The organism is Calothrix sp. FACHB-168, from assembly GCF_963889195.1.
In the GTDB taxonomy this organism is placed as follows: Bacteria; Cyanobacteriota; Cyanobacteriia; order Cyanobacteriales; family Nostocaceae; genus Aulosira; species Aulosira anomala_A.
On the sequence record NZ_CAWPNJ010000001.1, the window covers coordinates 114,875 to 134,692 of the forward strand.

Annotated in this window: 19 protein-coding genes; 11 read left to right on the plus strand and 8 right to left on the minus strand. The window is 40.1% G+C overall.

The features are described from left to right. Positions 1-420: 420 nt before the first annotated feature. Both AACW45_RS00500 and AACW45_RS00505 read right to left on the minus strand, forming a co-directional pair. Positions 421-723 (minus strand): hypothetical protein, encoded by a 303-nt coding sequence (locus tag AACW45_RS00500; protein ID WP_242045424.1) that lies wholly within the window; start codon positions 721-723, stop codon positions 421-423. Between the two features lie 166 nt (positions 724-889). Then, positions 890-1,933 (minus strand): M28 family peptidase, encoded by a 1,044-nt coding sequence (locus tag AACW45_RS00505; RefSeq protein ID WP_190627455.1) that lies wholly within the window; start codon positions 1,931-1,933, stop codon positions 890-892. Between the two features lie 166 nt (positions 1,934-2,099). On the opposite strand from AACW45_RS00505, the gene AACW45_RS00510 reads away from it, so the two are divergent. Together AACW45_RS00510 and AACW45_RS00515 are read left to right on the plus strand one after the other, a co-directional pair. Beyond that, positions 2,100-3,326, plus strand: a complete 1,227-nt coding sequence (locus AACW45_RS00510) for an urease accessory protein UreH domain-containing protein (RefSeq protein WP_190626598.1) — start codon at positions 2,100-2,102, stop codon at positions 3,324-3,326. After that, a complete protein-coding gene (locus tag AACW45_RS00515; protein WP_190626601.1) occupies positions 3,301-3,921 on the plus strand; it encodes a hypothetical protein in 621 nt (206 codons plus the stop codon). The genes AACW45_RS00510 and AACW45_RS00515 overlap by 26 nt, the downstream gene beginning before the upstream one ends. A gap of 138 nt (positions 3,922-4,059) precedes the next feature. On the opposite strand, the gene galE is transcribed toward AACW45_RS00515, so the two are convergent. Beyond that, entirely contained in the window at positions 4,060-5,058 is a 999-nt protein-coding gene (galE, locus tag AACW45_RS00520; RefSeq protein ID WP_190626603.1) for a UDP-glucose 4-epimerase GalE, read from the minus strand. Between the two features lie 310 nt (positions 5,059-5,368). Between galE and AACW45_RS00525 the strand changes: the two genes are divergently transcribed. The 4 genes from AACW45_RS00525 (at position 5,369) to AACW45_RS00540 (ending at position 10,129) form a co-directional block, all read left to right on the plus strand. Further along, positions 5,369-6,037 carry a hypothetical protein gene (locus AACW45_RS00525; protein WP_190626606.1) on the plus strand — a complete coding sequence of 223 codons (669 nt, stop codon included), beginning with the start codon at positions 5,369-5,371 and terminating at the stop codon, positions 6,035-6,037. A gap of 204 nt (positions 6,038-6,241) precedes the next feature. Then, positions 6,242-7,993 (plus strand): ABC transporter ATP-binding protein, encoded by a 1,752-nt coding sequence (locus AACW45_RS00530; RefSeq protein ID WP_190626609.1) that lies wholly within the window; start codon positions 6,242-6,244, stop codon positions 7,991-7,993. Positions 7,994-8,078: 85 nt separating this feature from the next. Next, entirely contained in the window at positions 8,079-9,377 is a 1,299-nt protein-coding gene (locus AACW45_RS00535) for a sensor histidine kinase (protein ID WP_190626611.1), read from the plus strand. 119 nt (positions 9,378-9,496) lie between these two features. Then, positions 9,497-10,129, plus strand: coding sequence for a HupE/UreJ family protein (locus tag AACW45_RS00540; protein ID WP_190626613.1), 633 nt, complete (start codon positions 9,497-9,499; stop codon positions 10,127-10,129). A gap of 443 nt (positions 10,130-10,572) precedes the next feature. Here the strand turns inward: AACW45_RS00540 and AACW45_RS00545 are convergent, their stop codons facing one another. Further along, entirely contained in the window at positions 10,573-11,367 is a 795-nt protein-coding gene (locus AACW45_RS00545) for a TIGR01548 family HAD-type hydrolase (protein WP_190627457.1), read from the minus strand. Between the two features lie 235 nt (positions 11,368-11,602). On the opposite strand from AACW45_RS00545, the gene AACW45_RS00550 reads away from it, so the two are divergent. Together AACW45_RS00550 and AACW45_RS00555 are read left to right on the plus strand one after the other, a co-directional pair. Next, a complete protein-coding gene (locus tag AACW45_RS00550) occupies positions 11,603-11,743 on the plus strand; it encodes a hypothetical protein (RefSeq protein ID WP_190626615.1) in 141 nt (46 codons plus the stop codon). Then, positions 11,706-12,005, plus strand: coding sequence for a 30S ribosomal protein PSRP-3 (locus AACW45_RS00555; RefSeq protein ID WP_045870192.1), 300 nt, complete (start codon positions 11,706-11,708; stop codon positions 12,003-12,005). The genes AACW45_RS00550 and AACW45_RS00555 overlap by 38 nt, the downstream gene beginning before the upstream one ends. 10 nt (positions 12,006-12,015) lie before the next feature. Here the strand turns inward: AACW45_RS00555 and AACW45_RS00560 are convergent, their stop codons facing one another. Beyond that, positions 12,016-13,791, minus strand: coding sequence for a serine/threonine-protein kinase (locus AACW45_RS00560; protein WP_190626617.1), 1,776 nt, complete (start codon positions 13,789-13,791; stop codon positions 12,016-12,018). Positions 13,792-13,935: 144 nt separating this feature from the next. Here AACW45_RS00560 and AACW45_RS00565 point away from each other — a divergent pair, with 144 nt between their 5' ends. Further along, entirely contained in the window at positions 13,936-14,577 is a 642-nt protein-coding gene (locus AACW45_RS00565; protein ID WP_190626620.1) for a Uma2 family endonuclease, read from the plus strand. 208 nt (positions 14,578-14,785) lie between these two features. Here the strand turns inward: AACW45_RS00565 and AACW45_RS00570 are convergent, their stop codons facing one another. From AACW45_RS00570 to AACW45_RS00580, 3 genes are all read right to left on the minus strand, one after another. Next, complete coding sequence (locus AACW45_RS00570) at positions 14,786-15,133, minus strand: KGG domain-containing protein (RefSeq protein WP_190626622.1); 348 nt, start codon at positions 15,131-15,133, stop codon at positions 14,786-14,788. 648 nt (positions 15,134-15,781) lie between these two features. Next, positions 15,782-16,378, minus strand: a complete 597-nt coding sequence (locus tag AACW45_RS00575) for a hypothetical protein (RefSeq protein ID WP_190626624.1) — start codon at positions 16,376-16,378, stop codon at positions 15,782-15,784. 315 nt (positions 16,379-16,693) lie between these two features. Further along, positions 16,694-17,830 (minus strand): cob(I)yrinic acid a,c-diamide adenosyltransferase, encoded by a 1,137-nt coding sequence (locus tag AACW45_RS00580; RefSeq protein WP_190626626.1) that lies wholly within the window; start codon positions 17,828-17,830, stop codon positions 16,694-16,696. 313 nt (positions 17,831-18,143) lie between these two features. Here AACW45_RS00580 and fraC point away from each other — a divergent pair, with 313 nt between their 5' ends. Beyond that, complete coding sequence (fraC, locus tag AACW45_RS00585; RefSeq protein ID WP_190627458.1) at positions 18,144-18,689, plus strand: filament integrity protein FraC; 546 nt, start codon at positions 18,144-18,146, stop codon at positions 18,687-18,689. A 70-nt stretch (positions 18,690-18,759) separates the two neighbouring features. Further along, on the plus strand, positions 18,760-19,803 hold the full coding sequence (fraD, locus tag AACW45_RS00590) for a septal junction protein FraD (protein ID WP_190626629.1): 1,044 nt from the start codon (positions 18,760-18,762) through the stop codon (positions 19,801-19,803). The last annotated feature ends 15 nt before the right edge of the window (positions 19,804-19,818 follow it).

Consider the following 19,818-nt stretch of genomic DNA (forward strand, 5'->3'; position numbering starts at 1 on the left):
GAAACCCGCTTGGTGAAAGGGTTTCGCCCTCACCCCCAGCCCCTCTCCCGGTGGGCTACGGTGTACACAGATCTCTGTGCTAAGTGCAAAATGTAGCTATATCCCCCTAAATCCCCCTTTTTAAGGGGGACTTTGATTCTCTTGCCCCCTTTTTTAAGGGGGGTTAGGGGATGAGGGCGAAAGTTTTTGTACAACACGCGCCGTATATAGCTTTTAGCTTAAGGTAATTAATTTTGTGTAACTACTTATTCATTTGCGTAGGCGAAGCCCGCCGTAGGCATCGCAAACTCGCTAAGGCATCAAGTAAAAATAAGTAGTGCGAGCATCTTGCTCGCGCGGGCAAGACTTCGGCGTGATCGCTCAGTCGAACGCTGCCCGCACTACAAAAATTAAATTGTTCAACTTACTTTTACACGACTCCTAACCAACAACAAAAGCCACTATCCTCAACTCAATAGCGGCTTTCCTCAACTCAATAGTGGCTTTCCTTAACTCAATAGTGGCTTTCCTTAACTCAATAGTGGCTTTCCTCAACTCAATAGCGGCTTTCCTCAACTCAATAGCGGCTTTCCTCAACTCAATAGTGGCTTTCCTTAACTCAATAGCGGCTATTCTCAACTCAGTAGCGGCTATTCTTAACTCAATAGCGGCTATTCTCAACTCAGTAGCGGCTATTCTTAACTCAATAGTGGCTTTCCTAAGTTTCCTAAACGCAAAACTCATAGCCCGCCTTGCAATCAAGGGTGGGGCTAACCGAAACAAGCCTGCAAAGGCAGGCTTTGTAGCGTGAGCCAGTGGCTTATAGCCTGCGGGCGATCTGTCGGGCAAGCGAGAAAAGTTTGAATATATGAATAAATAACACTCGTGATATGGGGTGGCAGAAAAATCCCTACCCATCCGTTGCATTTTCTAACAATTTATGCGTAGTGTTGAGAACAATTTGGGCTGAACCTATAAAAAAATTACGATCAATTGTGTTTGGTAAATCGCTAGGTTGATGATAGTTAGCATTACGTAAATTAGCCGTATCTGTGACTAATACAGCACCTATATCTTGATACCAAAATGGTGCATGATCGCTGCGTAGGGTGTCTGGTGCTAATAACCCTTTTAAAGGTATAGGTAATGTTAAAACTGCTGGGAAATTGGCATCATTTTTATTTAAGGCTGTCGCTGGATGAGACTGAGAATTTTGAAAAGCATTCAGCAAAGGTAAATGTTCTGTATCGCCAACTACTACTAAAAAGTCACCTTGATCGCTGGGTGGTTTAACTGGTAATCCTGTAGGGTACTGCTGACAACCGACTGTGTAACAGGCATAACCTACCATATCCATGACGATCGCACCCTGCAAATTTTTTAACCTAGCTTTTTGGCTGACAAAAGCTTTACTACCCAAAAGTCCGGCTTCTTCTAAATCAAAAAACGCTAGCTGTAATGTTCTCGGAGTAGCAGTAGCACCAAGAACTCTAGCAACTTCCAGCATCACAGCTAATCCACTGGCGTTATCATCAGCCCCAGGAGAACCAGCAACGGTATCATAATGGGCACCTACTAAAATTGCACCAGCTTGTTTATTAGTTCCCTGGCGTTCAGCAAAGATATTTACACCGTTAGGAAACTTTTGTAATTGGGGTTTCCAGCCAAATTTTTGCAGTTCAGTTGTAATATAAGTACGAGTACGCGATCGCTCATCGTTGGTATAACGCTGAAAATTAAGCTTTTGAATATGGTTAAATAACTTTTGTGCCGACACCTGCAAATCTTTAGCTATTGGTACAGGTAACGCCGATGGGGTATTTTGATTAGGGCTACTCTGTGCAATTATCGGTGAAGAAGGCTGTTTTAATAACTGATTATTGGCAGTACCTGTAATACCAACAACCACAACTACCACTAGGAGTAACAGCGCTAGCCATATCCATTTTTTCATGCGATCGCTCTTATGCATCTTAGACTTAAAAATAGCGCAAACAGTAAGTTTGACATTTAGTCTTTTGACAGAGCGATTAATTTATCGTAAAGTTCCGCATTATAAAATAAACTATTTTTACCTTTTTTAATCCAAAACTCAGCACCAAGGACTCAGGAATTTACTTATGATTGATTTATTACTCATGACAATCCTGGGGTTTTTGGGTAGTTTTGGGCATTGTTTTGGCATGTGCGGCCCTTTAACAATGGCGTTTTCGTTACCGCATCAAGAAAAAACCCGTGATTGGCGACAGCAATTAAAATTTCACATCTTACTGAACTTAGGGCGGATGTTGAGCTATACCCTAGTTGGTGCGGGGATTGGCGCATTAGGTTCAGTCTTGATCGAAGGGGGACAGTTAGCAGGTATTGGTAGCGATTTACGGCGTTGGATTGCCATTTTTACAGGTTTACTGTTGATTTGGTTTGGTTTAGGACATATTAATCCCAATTTACTCCCAAAAATTCCCGTTTTACACCCATTATTACAAGGAAAATTACACAATCTTCTCAGTAAAGAAATGGTCAATATTTCCTTACAAAGTAAATGGTGGACACCTGCATTATTAGGGATGACTTGGGGTTTAATGCCTTGTGGGTTCTTATATGCTGCCCAAATAAAAGCTGCGGAAACTGGTAATGTATGGATAGGTGCGGTAACTATGCTCGCTTTTGGATTGGGAACCCTACCAACCATGTTAGGTGTGGGTGTTTCTGCTTCCCTAGTCAGTCAAGATAAGCGCAGTCAATTATTCCGCTTGGGTGGTTGGGTAACTCTCGCCATTGGAGCCATTACTGTGTTGCGAACTGGCGATACAATGGTCGATTACACCGGACACGCTGCCTTATTCTGCTTAATTTTAGCCCTAATCGCTCGCCCGATTAGTGGAATTTGGGCTTCACCTTTGCGTTATCGTCGAGCTTTGGGTGTGGGAGCTTTTGTGTTATCTGTAGCGCACAGTCTCCACATGATAGAACATTCATTAAAATGGAATTTTGCTGCCTTTTGGTTTCTGCGTCCAGAGTTTCAATGGAGTATGGGCGCAGGTGCGGTAGCATTAATCTTGATGACTCCTGCTGCTTTGACTAGCTTTGATTTCTGGCAAAAATCTTTAGGTAAGCGTTGGCGACAGATTCATCTATTGAGCGTACCTGCTTTACTCTTGGTTGTAATTCATGCGATCGTTATGGGTTCACATTACCTAGGTTCTGCACAATTAAATGAGGGGAATAAACTAGCAACCGCACTCTTGGGTTTTTTCACCCTCTGTGTGTTAATGCTGAGATCGCGCTATGTTTGGTCAAGGTTTTCCATAGCTAAATTTTATGTTCCGCCCAGTAAGTCGCGCTAAATTTGGTATACCTGTAGTTTTTTTATTACTCCTAGCAGTAAATAGTCCTAGCTCTACCTCTGCCCATACAATTAAAATTGCCGCAGATGTTGGTGCTACCCTCCATATTGAACCGAATGATAATCCCCAAGCTGGTAAACCTACACAAGCTTGGTTTGCACTAACTCGTAAAGGTGGAAAAGCGATCGCTCTCAAAGATTGTAATTGTCAGTTAGCGATTTATGCCCAACCCCACACAGCCGGAGAACCGCCACTATTAGAACCCCCCTTGCAAGCCATCACCGCCGAAAAGTATCAAGGGACACCAGGCGCAGATATTACATTTCCCAAACCCGGAGCCTATCAGCTAGTACTGAAAGGTAAACCCATAGCTGGCGGGAATTTCCAACCCTTTGAGTTAAAGTTTGATGTTACCGTTGCTGCAAGTGCGGCTAATTTATCACGAAGCTCGCCAGAAGTCAACAAGGAAAATGATAAAGATGTAGCCCAGGTAGCCCAGCCTCAATCTTCATCATTTTCATTGTGGGCGATCGCCGCCGGCATTTTTGCCAGCGTAGGGATAGTGTTAGCTGTAATGCAACGGCGGAAGGGGTAGGGAGGAGGCAGGAGGACAAAGAGGACAATTGTAGAGACGCGATTCATCGCGTCTGCCCAATGCCCAATACTTCGACTTCGCTCAGTACAAGTGCCCCATGCCCCATGCCCCATGCCCAATGCCCAATGCCCCATACCCCTATTTATGCCTCTTCTGATGCCAATCCCAGGCGTGTTGGACAATCTCTTTGATACCGGGGTATTGAGGTTGCCAACCCAGGATTTCTCTGGCTTTCTCGGCGCTACCAATCAAAGAAGGTGGATCTCCGGCACGGCGATCGCATTCGGTGATGGGTATATTTAATCCTGTTACTGCCTCAGCCGCCGCAATGACTTCTCTGACGGAGAAACCTAAAGCATTACCAAGGTTGAAAACTTCGCTATTACCGCCTTGTAATAAGTACTCTAATCCAGAAATATGGGCATCGGCTAAGTCGCTCACGTGAATATAATCTCGAATACAAGTACCATCGGGTGTCGCATAATCAGTACCGAAAATCGAAATCGATTCCCGCTTACCTAAAGCTGTTAGCAAAATTAACGGGATTAAATGGGTTTCTGGGTTGTGATCTTCACCGAGTAAACCAGTGGGATCGGCTCCGGCGGCGTTGAAGTAGCGGAACCGCACTGATTTTAAACCATAGGCAACATCGAAATCTGAGAGAATCCGCTCGACCATTAACTTACTAGCACCGTAAGGGTTAATGGGATTTTGGGGATGATTTTCGGGAATGGGTACAACATCCGGTACACCGTAAGTTGCACAAGTTGAGGAAAATACAAATTTCTTAATGGAAGCTGCCTCCATAGCTTCTAACAGCACCAGAGTACCCACAACATTGTTGCGGTAGTATTTTGCCGGATCTGTCACTGATTCGCCTACGTAGGCATAAGCAGAGAAGTGCATGACAGCATCAAACTGGTGAGTTTGAAATAATTTATCCAGCATTGGGCGATCGGCAGTGTCACCAACTACCAGTTCCACTTGCAGAGCTTGCTCTACTAAGTCACGATGTCCGTACACCAAATTATCGAGGATGACAACCTCATAACCCGCTCGCTTCAAGGCTAGGACTGTATGAGAGCCGATATAACCAGCTCCTCCGGTTACCAAAATTTTCGGTTTTGCAGACGACATATTTGTACCTGTTGAGTTATAACTACTCAATTAATTTAATTTACTGGTGCTACATTACTCATCTATAAAATTTTAAATAATAGTCCCAGTGTCAGGAAATTGCACTAAAATCACTACGACGGTAGTCTTTGGGTGTGAGGTATGAGGTATTTTAAGTCAGGTAACAGTACGATTACAATTTGACGAGAAAATAAATCCGCTGCCCGAAACCTCAAGGCTAACCCTTCAGGATTCGCATTTTGCTTGATACCGGGAAACCGAATCTCAAGCAATAGTTCACCGCATCGGAAAATTTGAGAGTTAATTTACTATGTTTCTACTCCTAAGCCGGGTATTACTGTGGCTGTTAATTGGCACTGTTGTATACTCTTTTTTCCAAAGATTTTATCCAACAGGGAGTTTTGTCGGACGATTAGTCATAGTTATTATGTTGATCGTCTTAGCGCTGGCCTTCATTAATCCTAACGAACCAGCAGTAGCTTCTTTGTGGAGGTTGATATCATTTCCACTTAAACCACTGGGAGCATCGGTGTTGATGTTAATTTTTGCTGCCCAAAGAATCAAGGGGGGTGGGATAGATAAACCAGGAGGATACTTACTAGGTTGGGCACTGACAATTTTATTGTTAGCTAGTACACCTGCGATCGCTTATTTTCTGGTGCGATCGCCAATAGCAACAACAGCAAATTACCCTGTTGAGAATGTCAGATTGGCTGCTGGTTATCAACTGGCTCCCACATCCGAGACTTTAGTGGCTTCGCTTCCCCAAGCAAACGCTAATGTCTCCGATGTCATCGCGATGAATCCACTGGGTATCAACGTTCCGCCTTACTTATTGCAAAATCCTCAAGAAATTAGAACCAGAGGATTGCGACTGGAAGATTTTGTCCCCAGTGCGGAAACTTTGCAAGTGACAACGAACGCTTGGGAAAGTTATCTCAACCAAATTTACTTCTTCTTGCGCGGTCGTCAATCATAAAGTCTAAAAATTAAAAATTATAAGGCCAAGCACTATGTCTTGGTGGCTGGCCTTTTTCCCCAATCATTTCTGCCAGAATAAAAGGAGGGTAAATTTACTTGCAAGGAAAGGATCATTTGTCAGAGACGCGATGAATCGCGTCTGTACAATTGTCATTGGTTGATTCCTTGCGTCCTCATTTCTCTGCGTCCCCGCTTTTTCTGAATGGTACAATCTCGAAGACTAGCTAAACTCGGTGCTTACCTGCGTCCCCATTGGCGGGAAGCGGTGTTGGGTATTTTGGCTTTGTTAACTGTCAATGGATTAGGCGTTTATATTCCTTTGCTAATTCGCGCTTGCGTTGACAAACTCTCCTCAACTTTTAGCTGGAATGAAGTTTTACATTACGTAGTCATTATCGTCTTGCTCAGTTCAGCCATGTTGCTCATCCGTATGGCTTCGCGGATTTGGCTATTTGGAGTGGGGCGAGAGGTAGAATTTGATTTAAAACAAAGGATTTTTACACATTTACTCAAGTTAGAACCTGCTTACTTTGCTACTAATACCATTGGCGATTTAATTAGTAGGGCGACTAGCGATGTAGACAATATCAAACGGTTATTAGGTTTTGCGGTTCTGAGTTTAGCTAATACATTATTTGCTTATGTGTTAACGCTGCCAGTAATGTTGTCAATTAGTGTAGATTTGACCTTAGCTTCCCTGGCAGTATATCCTTTAATGTTTCTGTTGGTACATTTATTTAGCGATCGCCTCCGTACCCAACAAAAACTAGTCCAAGAGCAACTTTCGGATATTAGCGAACTCATTCAAGAAGATATTAGCGGTATTGCTTTAATTAAAATTTACGCCCAAGAAGAAAACGAGCGTCGCGCCTTTGCTCAGAAAAATGAAAATTTATTAACAGCTAATTTGGAATTAGCAAAAAGCCGTAACACATTATTTCCTTTAATTGGTGGTTTAGCCAATATCAGTTCCCTGATAATTATCTGGCTAGGCGCTACCAGAATTTCTACGGGAACTCTAGCGGTTGGCGATTTCTTAGCACTACTGATTTATGTAGAACGGTTAGTTTTTCCCACAGCTTTATTAGGCTTTACTATCAGCGCTTATCAACGCGGTGAAGTAAGTATCGATCGCTTAGAGTCGATTCTCTCAGTTGAACCAAAAATTCAAGACGCTAGCGATGTCATTCATTTAGCTAACAGTGAAGTTAAAGGTAAGCTAACAGCTAAAAATTTTAGTTACACTTATCCTGGTGCTGCAAACCCCGCTTTAGATGGCATCAACTTTACAATTAATCCTGGGGAAACTGTCGCCATTGTCGGCGCTATTGGTTCGGGAAAATCGACTTTAGCGAATGCACTACCGCGTTTATTAGAAATTGCATCGGGACAGCTATTTTTAGATGATTTAGATATTACTAAAATAGCTTTAGCAGATTTACGCGGTGCGATCGCTTATGTCCCCCAAGATAGCTTTCTCTTTAGTACCACCATTAAAAATAATATCCGCTATGCTGACCCCATTAGAGAACAGCAAGATATTGAAATGGTAGCCCAGCAAGCTCAAATTCACGCAGAAATCAGCAATTTTCCCCAACAGTACGAAACTATAGTAGGCGAACGAGGCATTACTCTTTCTGGCGGACAGCGTCAGCGCACAGCTTTGGCTAGAGGAATGTTGGTAGATGCTCCCGTCTTAATTTTGGATGATGCTCTCTCTAGTGTAGATAATCAAACAGCTACACAAATTCTCAAGAATTTATCCACTGGTACTGATAAAAAAACAGTGGTTTTTATCACCCACCAACTCTCTGCTGCAGCTGCTGCTGACCGTATTTTTGTCATGGACAAAGGTAAAATTGTGCAGACTGGAAATCATTTAGAACTCGTACAGCAACGCGGTTTGTACAGAGATTTATGGAGTCAACATCAAATAGAAGAGTTACTTCGTTAGGGTTTACTTAGTAGAGACAATTTTTTGTCCTGCGAGTATAATTTGTCAAGCAAGTAAGCAGACAAATTATACTCAAGAAATGCTTATGTGGGAATTTTTACACAATTTCTTTGTTGATAACGCATTTATTCCGCATGGACACTGCTACCTCTGGAAACCAGAGTTAGTATCGCTACATATCCTCTCAGATTCTTTGATTGCTTTAGCTTATTTTTCTATTCCCCTAGCGCTAATTTATTTTGTCCGCAAGCGAGAGGATTTGCCTTTTAAATCGATTATGTTGTTGTTTGGCGCTTTTATTATTTCCTGCGGTACAACACACTTAATGGAAATATGGACGCTTTGGCATCCTGTTTACTGGTTATCTGGTTTAATTAAAGCGATTACAGCTTTTATTTCCGTTTATACTGCCATTGTACTATTACCAATAATACCGCAAGCTCTAGCTTTACCTAGTCCAGCACAACTAGAACAAGCCAACAATCAACTAAAACTTGCATTACAAGAACTAGCAAATACCCAAGCACAACTAATTCATACAGAAAAAATGTCTACTTTAGGACAATTAGTTGGGGGTATTGTCTATGAAATGAATAATCCAATGAATTTTATTTATGGCAATACTAAACTAGCTCAAGAATATGCCGGAAATTTATTAGAGTTAGTTTCACTTTATGAGAATAATTATGTCAATCCAGTAGCAGAAATTCAGAATTTTAGTGAAGAAATTGACCTGAATTTTATTAAAGAAGACTTACCAAAAATTTTATCTTCCATGCAAATCGGAGCCGATCGCATTCAGAAACTTATTTTAGGGTTACGAAATTTCTCTCGCCTCGATGAAGCTAATCTTAAAGAAGTTGATATTCATGAAGGTATTGATAGTTCGCTCCTAATTTTGCAAAATCGTTTAAAGGGTAAAGCCGATAATGCTGACATTGAAACGATTAAAGATTATGGTAAATTACCGAAAGTCGAATGTTATCCTGGGCAACTCAACCAAGTATTTATATATATACTAAATAATGCCATTTCTCGGTTGAAAGCGTCAGCAATTAAGCCGCAAATTCGTATTCATACATCAGTTTTAGCAGAGAGTCATCAAGTAATAATTAAGATTACTGATAATGGTTTTATAGTCAAGGAAGATACAAAAGAAAAAATACTTGATTCTTTATTTAGCAATAAATCTTTGGGTGAAAATGTAGGTATGTCTATTAGCAGACAGATTATTGCTCAACATAATGGTCAGTTAGAAGTTATGCCTATATTACCTGAAGGCTTAGAAATTAAAATTTTAATTCCTATCAAAATGAAATCTGCTGACTTAGCGAATAATAGACCATTGGATAAAATATTTAGTGATAGATTAACTATTATTTAGGGTTTAAACAACTCCAGTAATTTCACGTATTTTTAAATATCGAGAATAAAGATTGTGTTAGTTTTTTGAGACAGTTGGGTAGCATAAGTTATCAAAAAAAACTTATTTGCGATAAATCGATGCTAACAATTGACTTACCAACATCTGGAAATGAGATAAAACATCGTCATGCTGTGGCGATCGCATCTTTGGCTACAATTAGCTTATTGGCTTCCTTAAGCGGATTTCACGGACATCCGGCTATTTCTAATTCTTGGGAAGGCTTACTTTGGGGAATAGCCGATCCCGCAATCGACTTAAATCGTCTCGCTAGCCTTGTCGCCATTGGCTTACTCTCTGCGGCGATATTGCGTGGCGCTTTCATGGCTGCATCTTTTGGCGCAGCAGCAGCCTTTGGGATGGTGATAAATTTATTTCATCTAAATTTACCAGGTGCAGAAATCGGCTTGGCGATTTCCACAATTATCTTTAGTGCCATACTGCTGATAGAAAACAAACCGAACTGGATTGTCATCTCCGTATTAGGCGCGATCGCAGGTTTATTACATGGTTATGTTGGGGTAGAATCTGTTGTCAACACGGGAATCCTACCCTTAGTCATTTATGTGATGGGTTTTGCCTTAACTCAATGTGCCGTGCTAATGAGTGTCAGAGAAATTTACTCAATATTGCCCAACAAAATCACCTTTGCTGGTTTAGCCTTTTTTGCGATCGGTATAGTATTTTTCGGCAATGCAATTCACCTAATTTAAATTTTTCCCGTGTATTTAACGCTCCTCACACTAATTTTCTGGATTGAAATCCTCACGATAAATTTAATATCAATTCAAATCATTCTTGAGGGCACAACATTGTTGTGCCCCTAATTTTGTTGCATAATTCTTTACAATTTCTGCCATCAATCACCAGAAATTTCTTCCCTAACTATAGTGGTCTATCGCATTAGGGACTTCCAAATAAAAAAATATTCCAATCATTAACTTACCAAACCCGCAACTCGTAGGGGCGGGGTAACCCCGCCCCTACAATTTGGCATAATTTATTTTTTGGAGTTCCCTTAAATATGATTGGTAAAAAACGAACCGCAAAGACGCGAAGTCCGCGTTCGACGAAGTCGTTCCCGAAGGGTAGGAAGAGAAAAGAAGAAGAAACTTACCCCTCGAAATTTTTGCGATGAACCACTAGCCCCTAGCCCCTAACTTAACAATTCCGCAATCTTCCCTGGAGTCAATTCCTGTACATTACTGAAAACTACCGCCGCACCAGCTTGACGTAATGTTTCAGCATAAGCATCGCGACGCGCTGCTGTTTCTTGTACGTGAGGTGGTAAAACGCCAACACCAACCCAAAGACGCTGTGGCTGTAAATCCCGTGCTTTGGTGACTGTATACATATCAGCTACCGTATCCCCAACATAAAATACAGGGGATAAATTTTCTGAGCCATTTTCTAATATTTCCACAGTCGCAAAAAGTCCTGTAGGATCGGGTTTACCTGGTGCATCTTCCATCGCAATTAATACTGGAGCCTTTAAGCCAAGACGCTTTTCTAAAATATAGTTAGCAGAACCACGAGTAGCACCGCTAAAAAATCCCCAAGCAATATTAGCTTGTGTAAGTGCTTCTAAGTAGCTAGATTGTAATAATAAAGGTTCGTCGCAAATATAACCAGTAAAATTATTAGGATCAGTACCTCGATAACGAGATTGAAAGAAAGCCACAATAGAATTGTAGTCAAGTTGTATTTGAGCGCGAGACTGTCCTTGAGATTCAAAATAACGATAAGTTAATTCTTGAGATGCTTCCCAATCGTTATTCCAAACCCCTTCAGATTTTAACTGGTCAATATCAATTGGTGTCGGACGATAGGCTTGATTGGTAAAATATTCAACAGTATCTGCGATCGCGCGCCGATAAGAACCGCTAACATCTCGAATCACACCATCAATATCAAAAACTGCGATCGCTTTGAGTGAATTTGAGTTTGTCATAATTTGGGCATGGGGCATTGGGCATTGGGCATTGGAAATACAGCGAATTGCAAGTTGGTGAGGTACAGATAATCATTGATTGTAGGGGCATTGGCACTGCCATGCCCCTAAGCGCGTACCTCATTTACCTAAAATATGCTGTAAATTGCTTGCCCATTCTATATTTAGAGAAATGATTTTTCAAAATTTAGATACTCTAACACAACAGCTTGTACTCCAATAATTCTCATACCCCATGCCCTATGCCCAAGAACTATTTACCCATCTTGCATGGTATTGGGTTAAAATAAGCGATCGCGAAGTTAGTAAGTACTGCTTGGATATTTCCGGAGGTTTGATTGACCAAGTTTATTTTGAAAATTCTTTGGCTAGATGAGAACGTTGCTCTTGCAGTCGATCAAGTTGTTGGTAAAGGTACAAGTCCCTTAACCAAATATTTCTTCTGGCCCAGAAATGATGCTTGGGAAGAGTTAAAGAAGGAATTAGAGTCTAAACACTGGATTAGCGATTTAGATCGGGTTGAGTTACTCAACAAAGCCACAGAAGTAATTAACTACTGGCAAGAAGAAGGCAGAAACCGCCCAATGGCAGAAGCACAGTTGAAATTTCCCGAAGTTGCCTTCACAGGTAGCGCCTGATATTTCTCCTTTAGCTTTCCTGTTGTGCAAGTTGCCACAATTTGATGGTTTTATCCTTGCTAGCACTAGCAATTAATTGTGCAACTTGACTGACAGCAACGGTAGATACAGAATCTGCATGGCCTGAGAGAGTAGCGATTTCTTTTGCTGTGCTAACTTGCCAAAGTTTAACAGTGCGATCGCGACTGGCACTAATCAACATTGTGCCATCAATCGTAAAAGCCACTGCTACAACAGACCAAGAATGGCCTAACAGTGTGGTAATTACCTGACCAGTGTTTACCTGCCATAATTTAATTGTGTTATCGTCGCTACCCGTCGCTAAAATTTTTCCATCGGGACTAAACGCGACTGTTAAAACCGCCCATGCATGACCTGAAAGGGTTCCTAACAAGGTGCAATTTGGGCGGTTTTTAAATTCTTTAGTTATGTTATTAGATGCTAAAATTACATCATTATTAAGTAATTCCCACAAGCGAACAGTGCGATCTAAACTAGCACTAGCTAAAATTTGTCCTTGGGGACTAAATGCGACTGAATTCACCTGTAATTGATGTCCGGTAAGAGTAGAAATCTCTTCCCTAGTATTGACATCCCAGAGTTTGATAGTTTTATCCCAGCTACCACTGGCGAGAATCTTCCCATCAGGACTAAAAGCCACGGATTTTACAGCGTGTGTGTGTCCTAATAAAGTGCAAATTTCCTCAGATGTACTAATATCCCACAATTTAATACTGCGATCGTCGCTAGCAGATGCCAATATTTTGCCATCAGGACTGAAATTAAGTGATTTAACAGCGTGTGTATGTCCTGATAGGGTAGTTAATACCTTTTGGCTGTTTAAATCCCATAATTTGATGATTTTTTCATCACCACTGGCTAAAATTTTGCCATCAGGACTGAAAGCTAGGGAATGAATCTCCGTATTTACGTTACCAATTCCCTGTAGGGTGTGTATGCACTCCCATAAAGGTTGAGAAGGTTGGGAAGCGCTGAGAGATGGAAATGAACGCGAATCGATTCCCATTGCTAGCATAACTTCATCAGCCGATTGAAAGCGATCGCGAATAGACTTATGCAGCAGTTTAGTAAGGATGTTGCTGAGGCGGTTGCTTACCGTAGTGCTAAGATACTCTTGCCAAACCCAGCAATCATTAGCGACATTGTATAAATCAAATGGTGAAATCTGGGTCATCAGGTGAATACAAGTGACACCTAAGCTGTAAAAATCGCTAGCAAAAACAGCCTTTCCCCTTGTTTGTTCTGGTGCAATATATTCAGGACTACCAATACAATCTTGACTAATAAATTGGTTAATTTCGCTAAAAATTTGAGTTGCAGCCAAATTAACTAAAACAAATTTTTTTGATTCCGTAAAAATTATATTTTCTGGTTTAATATTGCAGTGAATAATTTGGCAATAGTGAATCAATTTAATAACTGGTAATATATCCGCTAAAAGTTGCCAAATTTGATTTTCATTCAAAGCACCTTCTGATTCTAAAAGACTTGATAAATTACTCCCTGCAATAAACTCTTGTACTAAATAGCAATATTGCTCATCTTGAAAATATGCAATTAAAGACGGAATTTGTGGATGCTGACCTAGTATTTTTAACTGTTGTGCTTTGTATATAAAGCTTTTTGGTGTTTGACTGCGCTGTGAGAATTGTTGCACCACACAAGGAACTGGGGGAAATTCATTCTCATCTACAGCCAGGTAGGTTTTGCAGAATCCCCCTTTACCAATTAACCGAATTAAACGATAACGGTCTTGTATTAGCAAACTTTTAATACCAAAATAATCCGTTAGATTAGATCTAACATAAATATATAGTTCAATATATAGTTGTATATATCCTTAACTTTGATGATTTTGTAGTCAGCACTTTACCGCTTTATAACCCAGCCAACACAAGAAAACCGAATTATGGTTACCACAACCAGCACAGCCGCAGAAACCAGAGTCTTACTTGAGAACATCAGTTGGCAGACATTTAAAATTATGCTATCTGAAATGGGTACAGACCGAAAAAATAAACTTGCCTATGATAATGGAATAATAGAAATTATGACTCCATTAATGCCGCACGAGAATTCAAATCGGCTGATTGAAGTTTTTGTTGGTGTGTTGTGTGAAGAATTTGGATTAGAAATTAAAAGGTGTGGATCTCTCACATTAATCAGAGATGATTTAGAGCGTGGCGGAGAACCAGATAGTAGCTACTATATCCAAAATGAATTTTTAGTCAGAAATAAAGAAAATATAGATTTAGCCTCCGATCCACCCCCAGACCTTGTATTAGAAGTAGAATATTCAAAACCTAAAATAGACAAGTTACAGCTTTATGCTGCAATGGGAATTCCTGAATTTTGGCGTTACAACGGCACTGTATTGAGGATTTATCAGCTAGAAGCAGAAAAGTATTTAGAAGTAGAATTTAGTCATACTTTTACATATATAGCGATACAGGAAATACCTCGTTTTATACAAGCAAGTAAACAAAATGGAGAGATTGCTACAACCCGTTCTTTCCGTACTTGGGTTCAGGAACAAATTTCTAATTACTAACGCCGTAATTATTCAATATTTTTTATCTAAAAAGTTGATTCATCCCACGCTTTACTTTAGGTAAAACCTGGAATGAATCAAAGAATAAGTTCAGAAAACTTATTTATTGGCGATGATGTACCCTGCTGAAGTTATTAGGCTATTTTGCCTAAAATTAACTCAAATTTTGGGTTAGAGGTAGCTTATTAACAGAAATTAAGCAATCGGCTTATTTATTCTTGTGGCTTTGTTTACCTGCTTTAGAATGTTGCTCTGGTGTACCACCACGAGTACTTGTTTCTTCACTATCATCATTCTCTTCATCGCCGCTCTCATTATTTTGCTTGCTCTTGCTGCCTTTATGAGAACTCTTACCACCTTTGCTACCAATTTCAGCCATGTGTTCTCTATCTTGGCTTACAGCTTCTCCGCCTTTGCGGCCAGCTTCGCGAGCTTCTTCAGATGTAAACTCGTGAGCAGTACCTTTTTCATGAGCCGCATGTCCGCCTTTACTGGCGATTTCACGCTGCTTATCTTCGTCCATAGAAGCAAAGCCACGTTTACTTGTGTCTGCCATTTTAGAACTCCTTGTAGCTAACTAAAGCTGTAAAAATTTTTAACAAGTTGAAACCTAATTGGTTTCTCGTGTCAAATAATCTTGTTTTAAGTTAGCTACTTAACTCAGTTAGATTCATGTCTCCTTAGGGTGAATAATTGAAGACTGAACATAACTACAGATATATGCTCATAAGTAGAAGCACTGAGATGATATTTTGTCTAGGTCTTTATGGAGGTTTAAAATTAAAATTTATAGCTGCTTATTTAGTTATTTTATGTTAGTCAGCAATGATAATTTTGCAGAGCTTGCTTACTCTTGCTTACTAAATATTTTGGACGAAAAATTTTGATAATTGCATTTTCCAGCGAGATGAGATAGATTGCACAGTGCGATCGCTCTACTAACACAGCGAAAATTGACTTAACAGTGCAGCTGCGCAATCTTAGACTCTTCAGCGCTTATTGGGAAAAAAACCCAGCTACTAGCAATGGTAACAGTATGAGAACAGAGATAATGAGAACTAGCGTGCCTGGATCGATGTTTAAAATTTTCTTATCGGGTTCTGGCATATCGCACCTTTGTATACATTAGGTGAATACACTCAGCCTAAACTATTTTTACCCCTCGATTCCAGCAATATTTAAATCTACTTAACTGTACTTAACTCTACTTAACCAAGGAGAATACAGAATTTGGTCTTTTAACTTTGGCTACATTGCGCCGAATTGCTGGCTGATTCGCCATTGAATAACCCATGAAGAGAATATTTTGTCGCTCTTTAGCGGGAAACGAAACAGTATGAATTATGCCATCTTGCTTCCACATCAAGGAAGAAAAAGGTAGTTTAGGATTTTGCTCATTTCCATCTAAAAAGTAGCCTTGAATATTCTTAGCGAGTGAAATTTCATCACCTTTAGCTTTATGTTTAGCGAACTCGTACAGCGCACTCACAGAATTAGGATTATCCGTGCTAAAAGTTCCGACTAAACAAGATGTAGTCGCAGCTTCACAATTAAACAAACCGACAATCAAACCGCGAGGACTAGGAAAAACGCGCACAGTTAGTTTACTCAGCAAATCGCGCTCGCTTCCATCACCTAAGCGGATGTGTTCTGGTAAGCGCATTCCATAGCCAGCAGGAATATTTTCCTGAATTTCTGGTAATTGAGCCGTAAAAACTTCTGAGGGAAGAGCAGTAGCGGGAAATGTACTGCCCAAAACAGCTAGAACAACTGGTAAAGTAACAAAATTACGACGCAGCATGTTTTAACCATTTTTCTAAGTGAATGAATTCAACATAAATGAAAAAATGGTTAAAAGGCTTTAGAAAAATTACCGATTAATTTCTATCAAAAGAACACAATCAATATTTACCCATAGACTAGTTGAAAATAGGGAGATTGTTGACGGTTGACGGTTGACGGTTGACGGTTGACGGTTGACTGTTGACTGTTGACTGTTGACTGTTGACTGTTGACTGTTGACTGTTGACTGTTGACTGTTGACTGTTGACTGTTGACTGTGCTTACTTAGTTACATCCTGAACAACTGACAACTGACAACTGACAAATGACAAATTTAAAAATCTACCCCTCGCTTGAGTTCTACACCATGATTTGCATAGTGTTTATGACAATAAACTTCGGAGTGAATGCTAGCTAAATCAAAGTATGAAGGTTGATTTTGACAGCGCCCGGTGATAATGACTTCTGTATCGCGGGGTTTACGGAGTAAGGCTTGAACGATAGGTTCTACAGGAAGCAATTCTAAGTCAACTGTCGGATTGAGTTCATCTAAAATGATAGTTTTATACAATCCAGAAGCGATCGCAGTTTTGGCAATTTCCCAACCTCTCTCTGCTTCTACGTAATCTAATTCTTGCCGAGAATTACGCCAAACGATCGCATCTCGTCCACAACGTTGATGATCGACTACTTCAGGATATGATTGCTGCAAGGCCGCGATCGCTGCATCTTCTGTGTAACCGCTACCGCCTTTAAGCCATTGCATAATCATCACTCTAGTAGAACCAGGATGATTTATACCTCTACCAATTGCTTGTAAAGCTTTACCTAATGCACTTGTAGATTTACCCTTACCCGCACCAGTGTAAATTTCAATACCATCAATTAACAGTGCTTTTGCTGTTGGGTGATCTTGCGGTTTCATTTCTGAGTGTAAATCAGCAATATCTAGTAGCTTTTGCGGAGCAGCTCTTCCAGTGGCGATAATTTCTAAATCTTGGGGTTTAGATTTAAGTGTTGCTACCACATCATCCACTGGGAGCAAACCTAAATCTAGAACTGGGTTAATTTCGTCTAAAACCACTACTGAATACAACCCAGAGGCGATCGCACCTTTGGCTACATCCCACCCTCTAGCAGCTTCCACACAGTCAAAAGCGGTGATTTCATCCGGGCCAAAAAATTCCGCTCTCCCAGTGCGAACTTGGTCGATTAAATGGGGGAAACCTCGCTGTAAAGCTGCAATTGCGCCATCTTCATCGTAATCTCGCTCAGGCCCTTTCAAAAATCTTAATAATAAGACACGGTTTGCATTACTAGGTGTATTAATTCCTAAACCAATCGAGCGCAAAACCACCCCTAAAGCTGCTTGGGATTTTCCTTTACCAGCACCATCGTAAACGTGAATTTGACCAGTAAGCCTTTCAGGACGCACTTGCGCCGTGCGAATACCGATACCGTTCCTTGTCATCTCTCAAAAAGCTGTATTGTAACAGTTTTTAATCTTAACGAAAGTCTTGTATTCTCAGGTCAAGCAGTTATCATAGCACTTGCGTAAGTAGAGCGGTGCAATTTAAAGATAGCTGGAGAAAGCTGTCATTGGTCATTGGTCATTGGTATGGATTTCCAGCTATTTACGTTTCGTAACATAGTTTAGTGCAATTACCGACTTACGTACATGATTCTGGAACATGTATGAGATAATTTCCCCCATCACTGTGGTTGTGCCAGTTATACTCTCTAAAGTTAACCGTTACAGTTAAACCTTTATGTTTGATTTGAATTTGTTTGAAAATTGGGACTTTCCTCGAGTTTTGCCAGTAGGCGCAGTTTTATTTGATTTATTATTTATCCTGATGGCTATCTCGATTGAGGCATATTGTTTCAATAGTAGATTAAATTTTGACAAGAAAACTAGCATTTTTTATGCTATTTCTATCAATCTTTTTTCCAGTGTTGTTGGTTGGGTAGTCTTTTTCATTCTTCAGCCGATATTGCCATTGCAAATCAAATCAGAATTAATTAACTTTGTATTTTTTAATGGTCTGAAGTCTAGCAATACCCAATCATTAGTAATTTTGACTGCGTTTATTATTTTCTTCGGTACTTTTATAGTGAAATTATTTCTCTTAAGAGTATTTACATTGCTCCTTAGTGAAGACTTAGGTAAAAAGAAATCACCAGAAACAACACCAAACCAAGAGCGCCAAAGATGGCGTCATCTCAATAGAAATAAATTCATTAGTAATCGCTTAGTTTCTACTATGTTAATTGCTAATTCTTTAAGCTATAGTGCGATAACTCTGGTTTTATTGTTCCGGATGAAATAGCAAGAATTTTAGTGAATTGGGATAGATAACGAAATAGCGATCGCTTAATAATCTAGAGGTGCTGTAAACTATGAACACATTATTTAAAGACTTATTGGGTTTAACCAATTTTATTTCTGATGTTTATGCAGGAATTAAGAAATTCTTTGTTCCTGAAAGAGCTTATTCTTGGCAAACATTACTCTATTTAAGTATCTTCTCTTGGGCAATATCATCCTTTGCTACTGGCGCTATCCGAGATACTATTGCATTTTTTGGTTGGTTATTTCTCATCGCAGGTACAGCTTGGTATACTACCGATGACCCAGCCAGAATCCCTGGGACTTATATGCCTGTAGGTGCAGTCATCACAGGATTTTTAGTCAGTGTTTTTGCCTTTGGTCACAGCGAGAAGAATGTACTCACAACGAATACAATTGTTTATTGGCCGACAATCTCCGCATTAATTACTGCTATACCAGAGTTTTTTGAAGGTAGCGGTACTGATGCGAAAACTCAACTTCCTAAACCAGAAGATAGACAAAAAATTGTGGTTTTAGTTGCTAGCTCAATGTTGCTCAGTTGCTGGATTCAATTTTATTTTGTTGTGAATAACTGGGTAGCAGAATATCCTAGTTTATTATCAGATAATTTTCAACGCAGTACCTTTGTAATTAGAACTGAGCCACCACTAAAGATTTCACCCAATGGTGCAGCAATTTTGAAAGAAATGCAACCCAGAATTGAAAGATCCATAGAAAAACAATCTTGGTCACAAGTAGAAAGATGGTTGCAAAATGCTAATGCGAATATCGCCAACCTGGGACAGAAAGTTCTGGAAAATAAGCGCTTAAAAGACAAAGAAGAGAAGAATTTATGGCGAATTGAACCCAGAATTACAAATCCCAATCCGCGTAAAAAAGACGAATATAATCTAGATATACTCAGCATTTGGACTGGGCCTAGTTCCGACCCAAGAGGCTATTATTTAAAACAGTCTTGTCAAATTCGCCCAATTGCAGAATCTAAGAATAGATCAACTACTCAAAAGTCAGAGCAAACTTCCCTAATTGCGGAAATTGAGTGCGGCCCTGTTAGTAAACCCATTATTGGGTTACCTCCTGCTCAACGCTAAACTATAGTTTGTCAA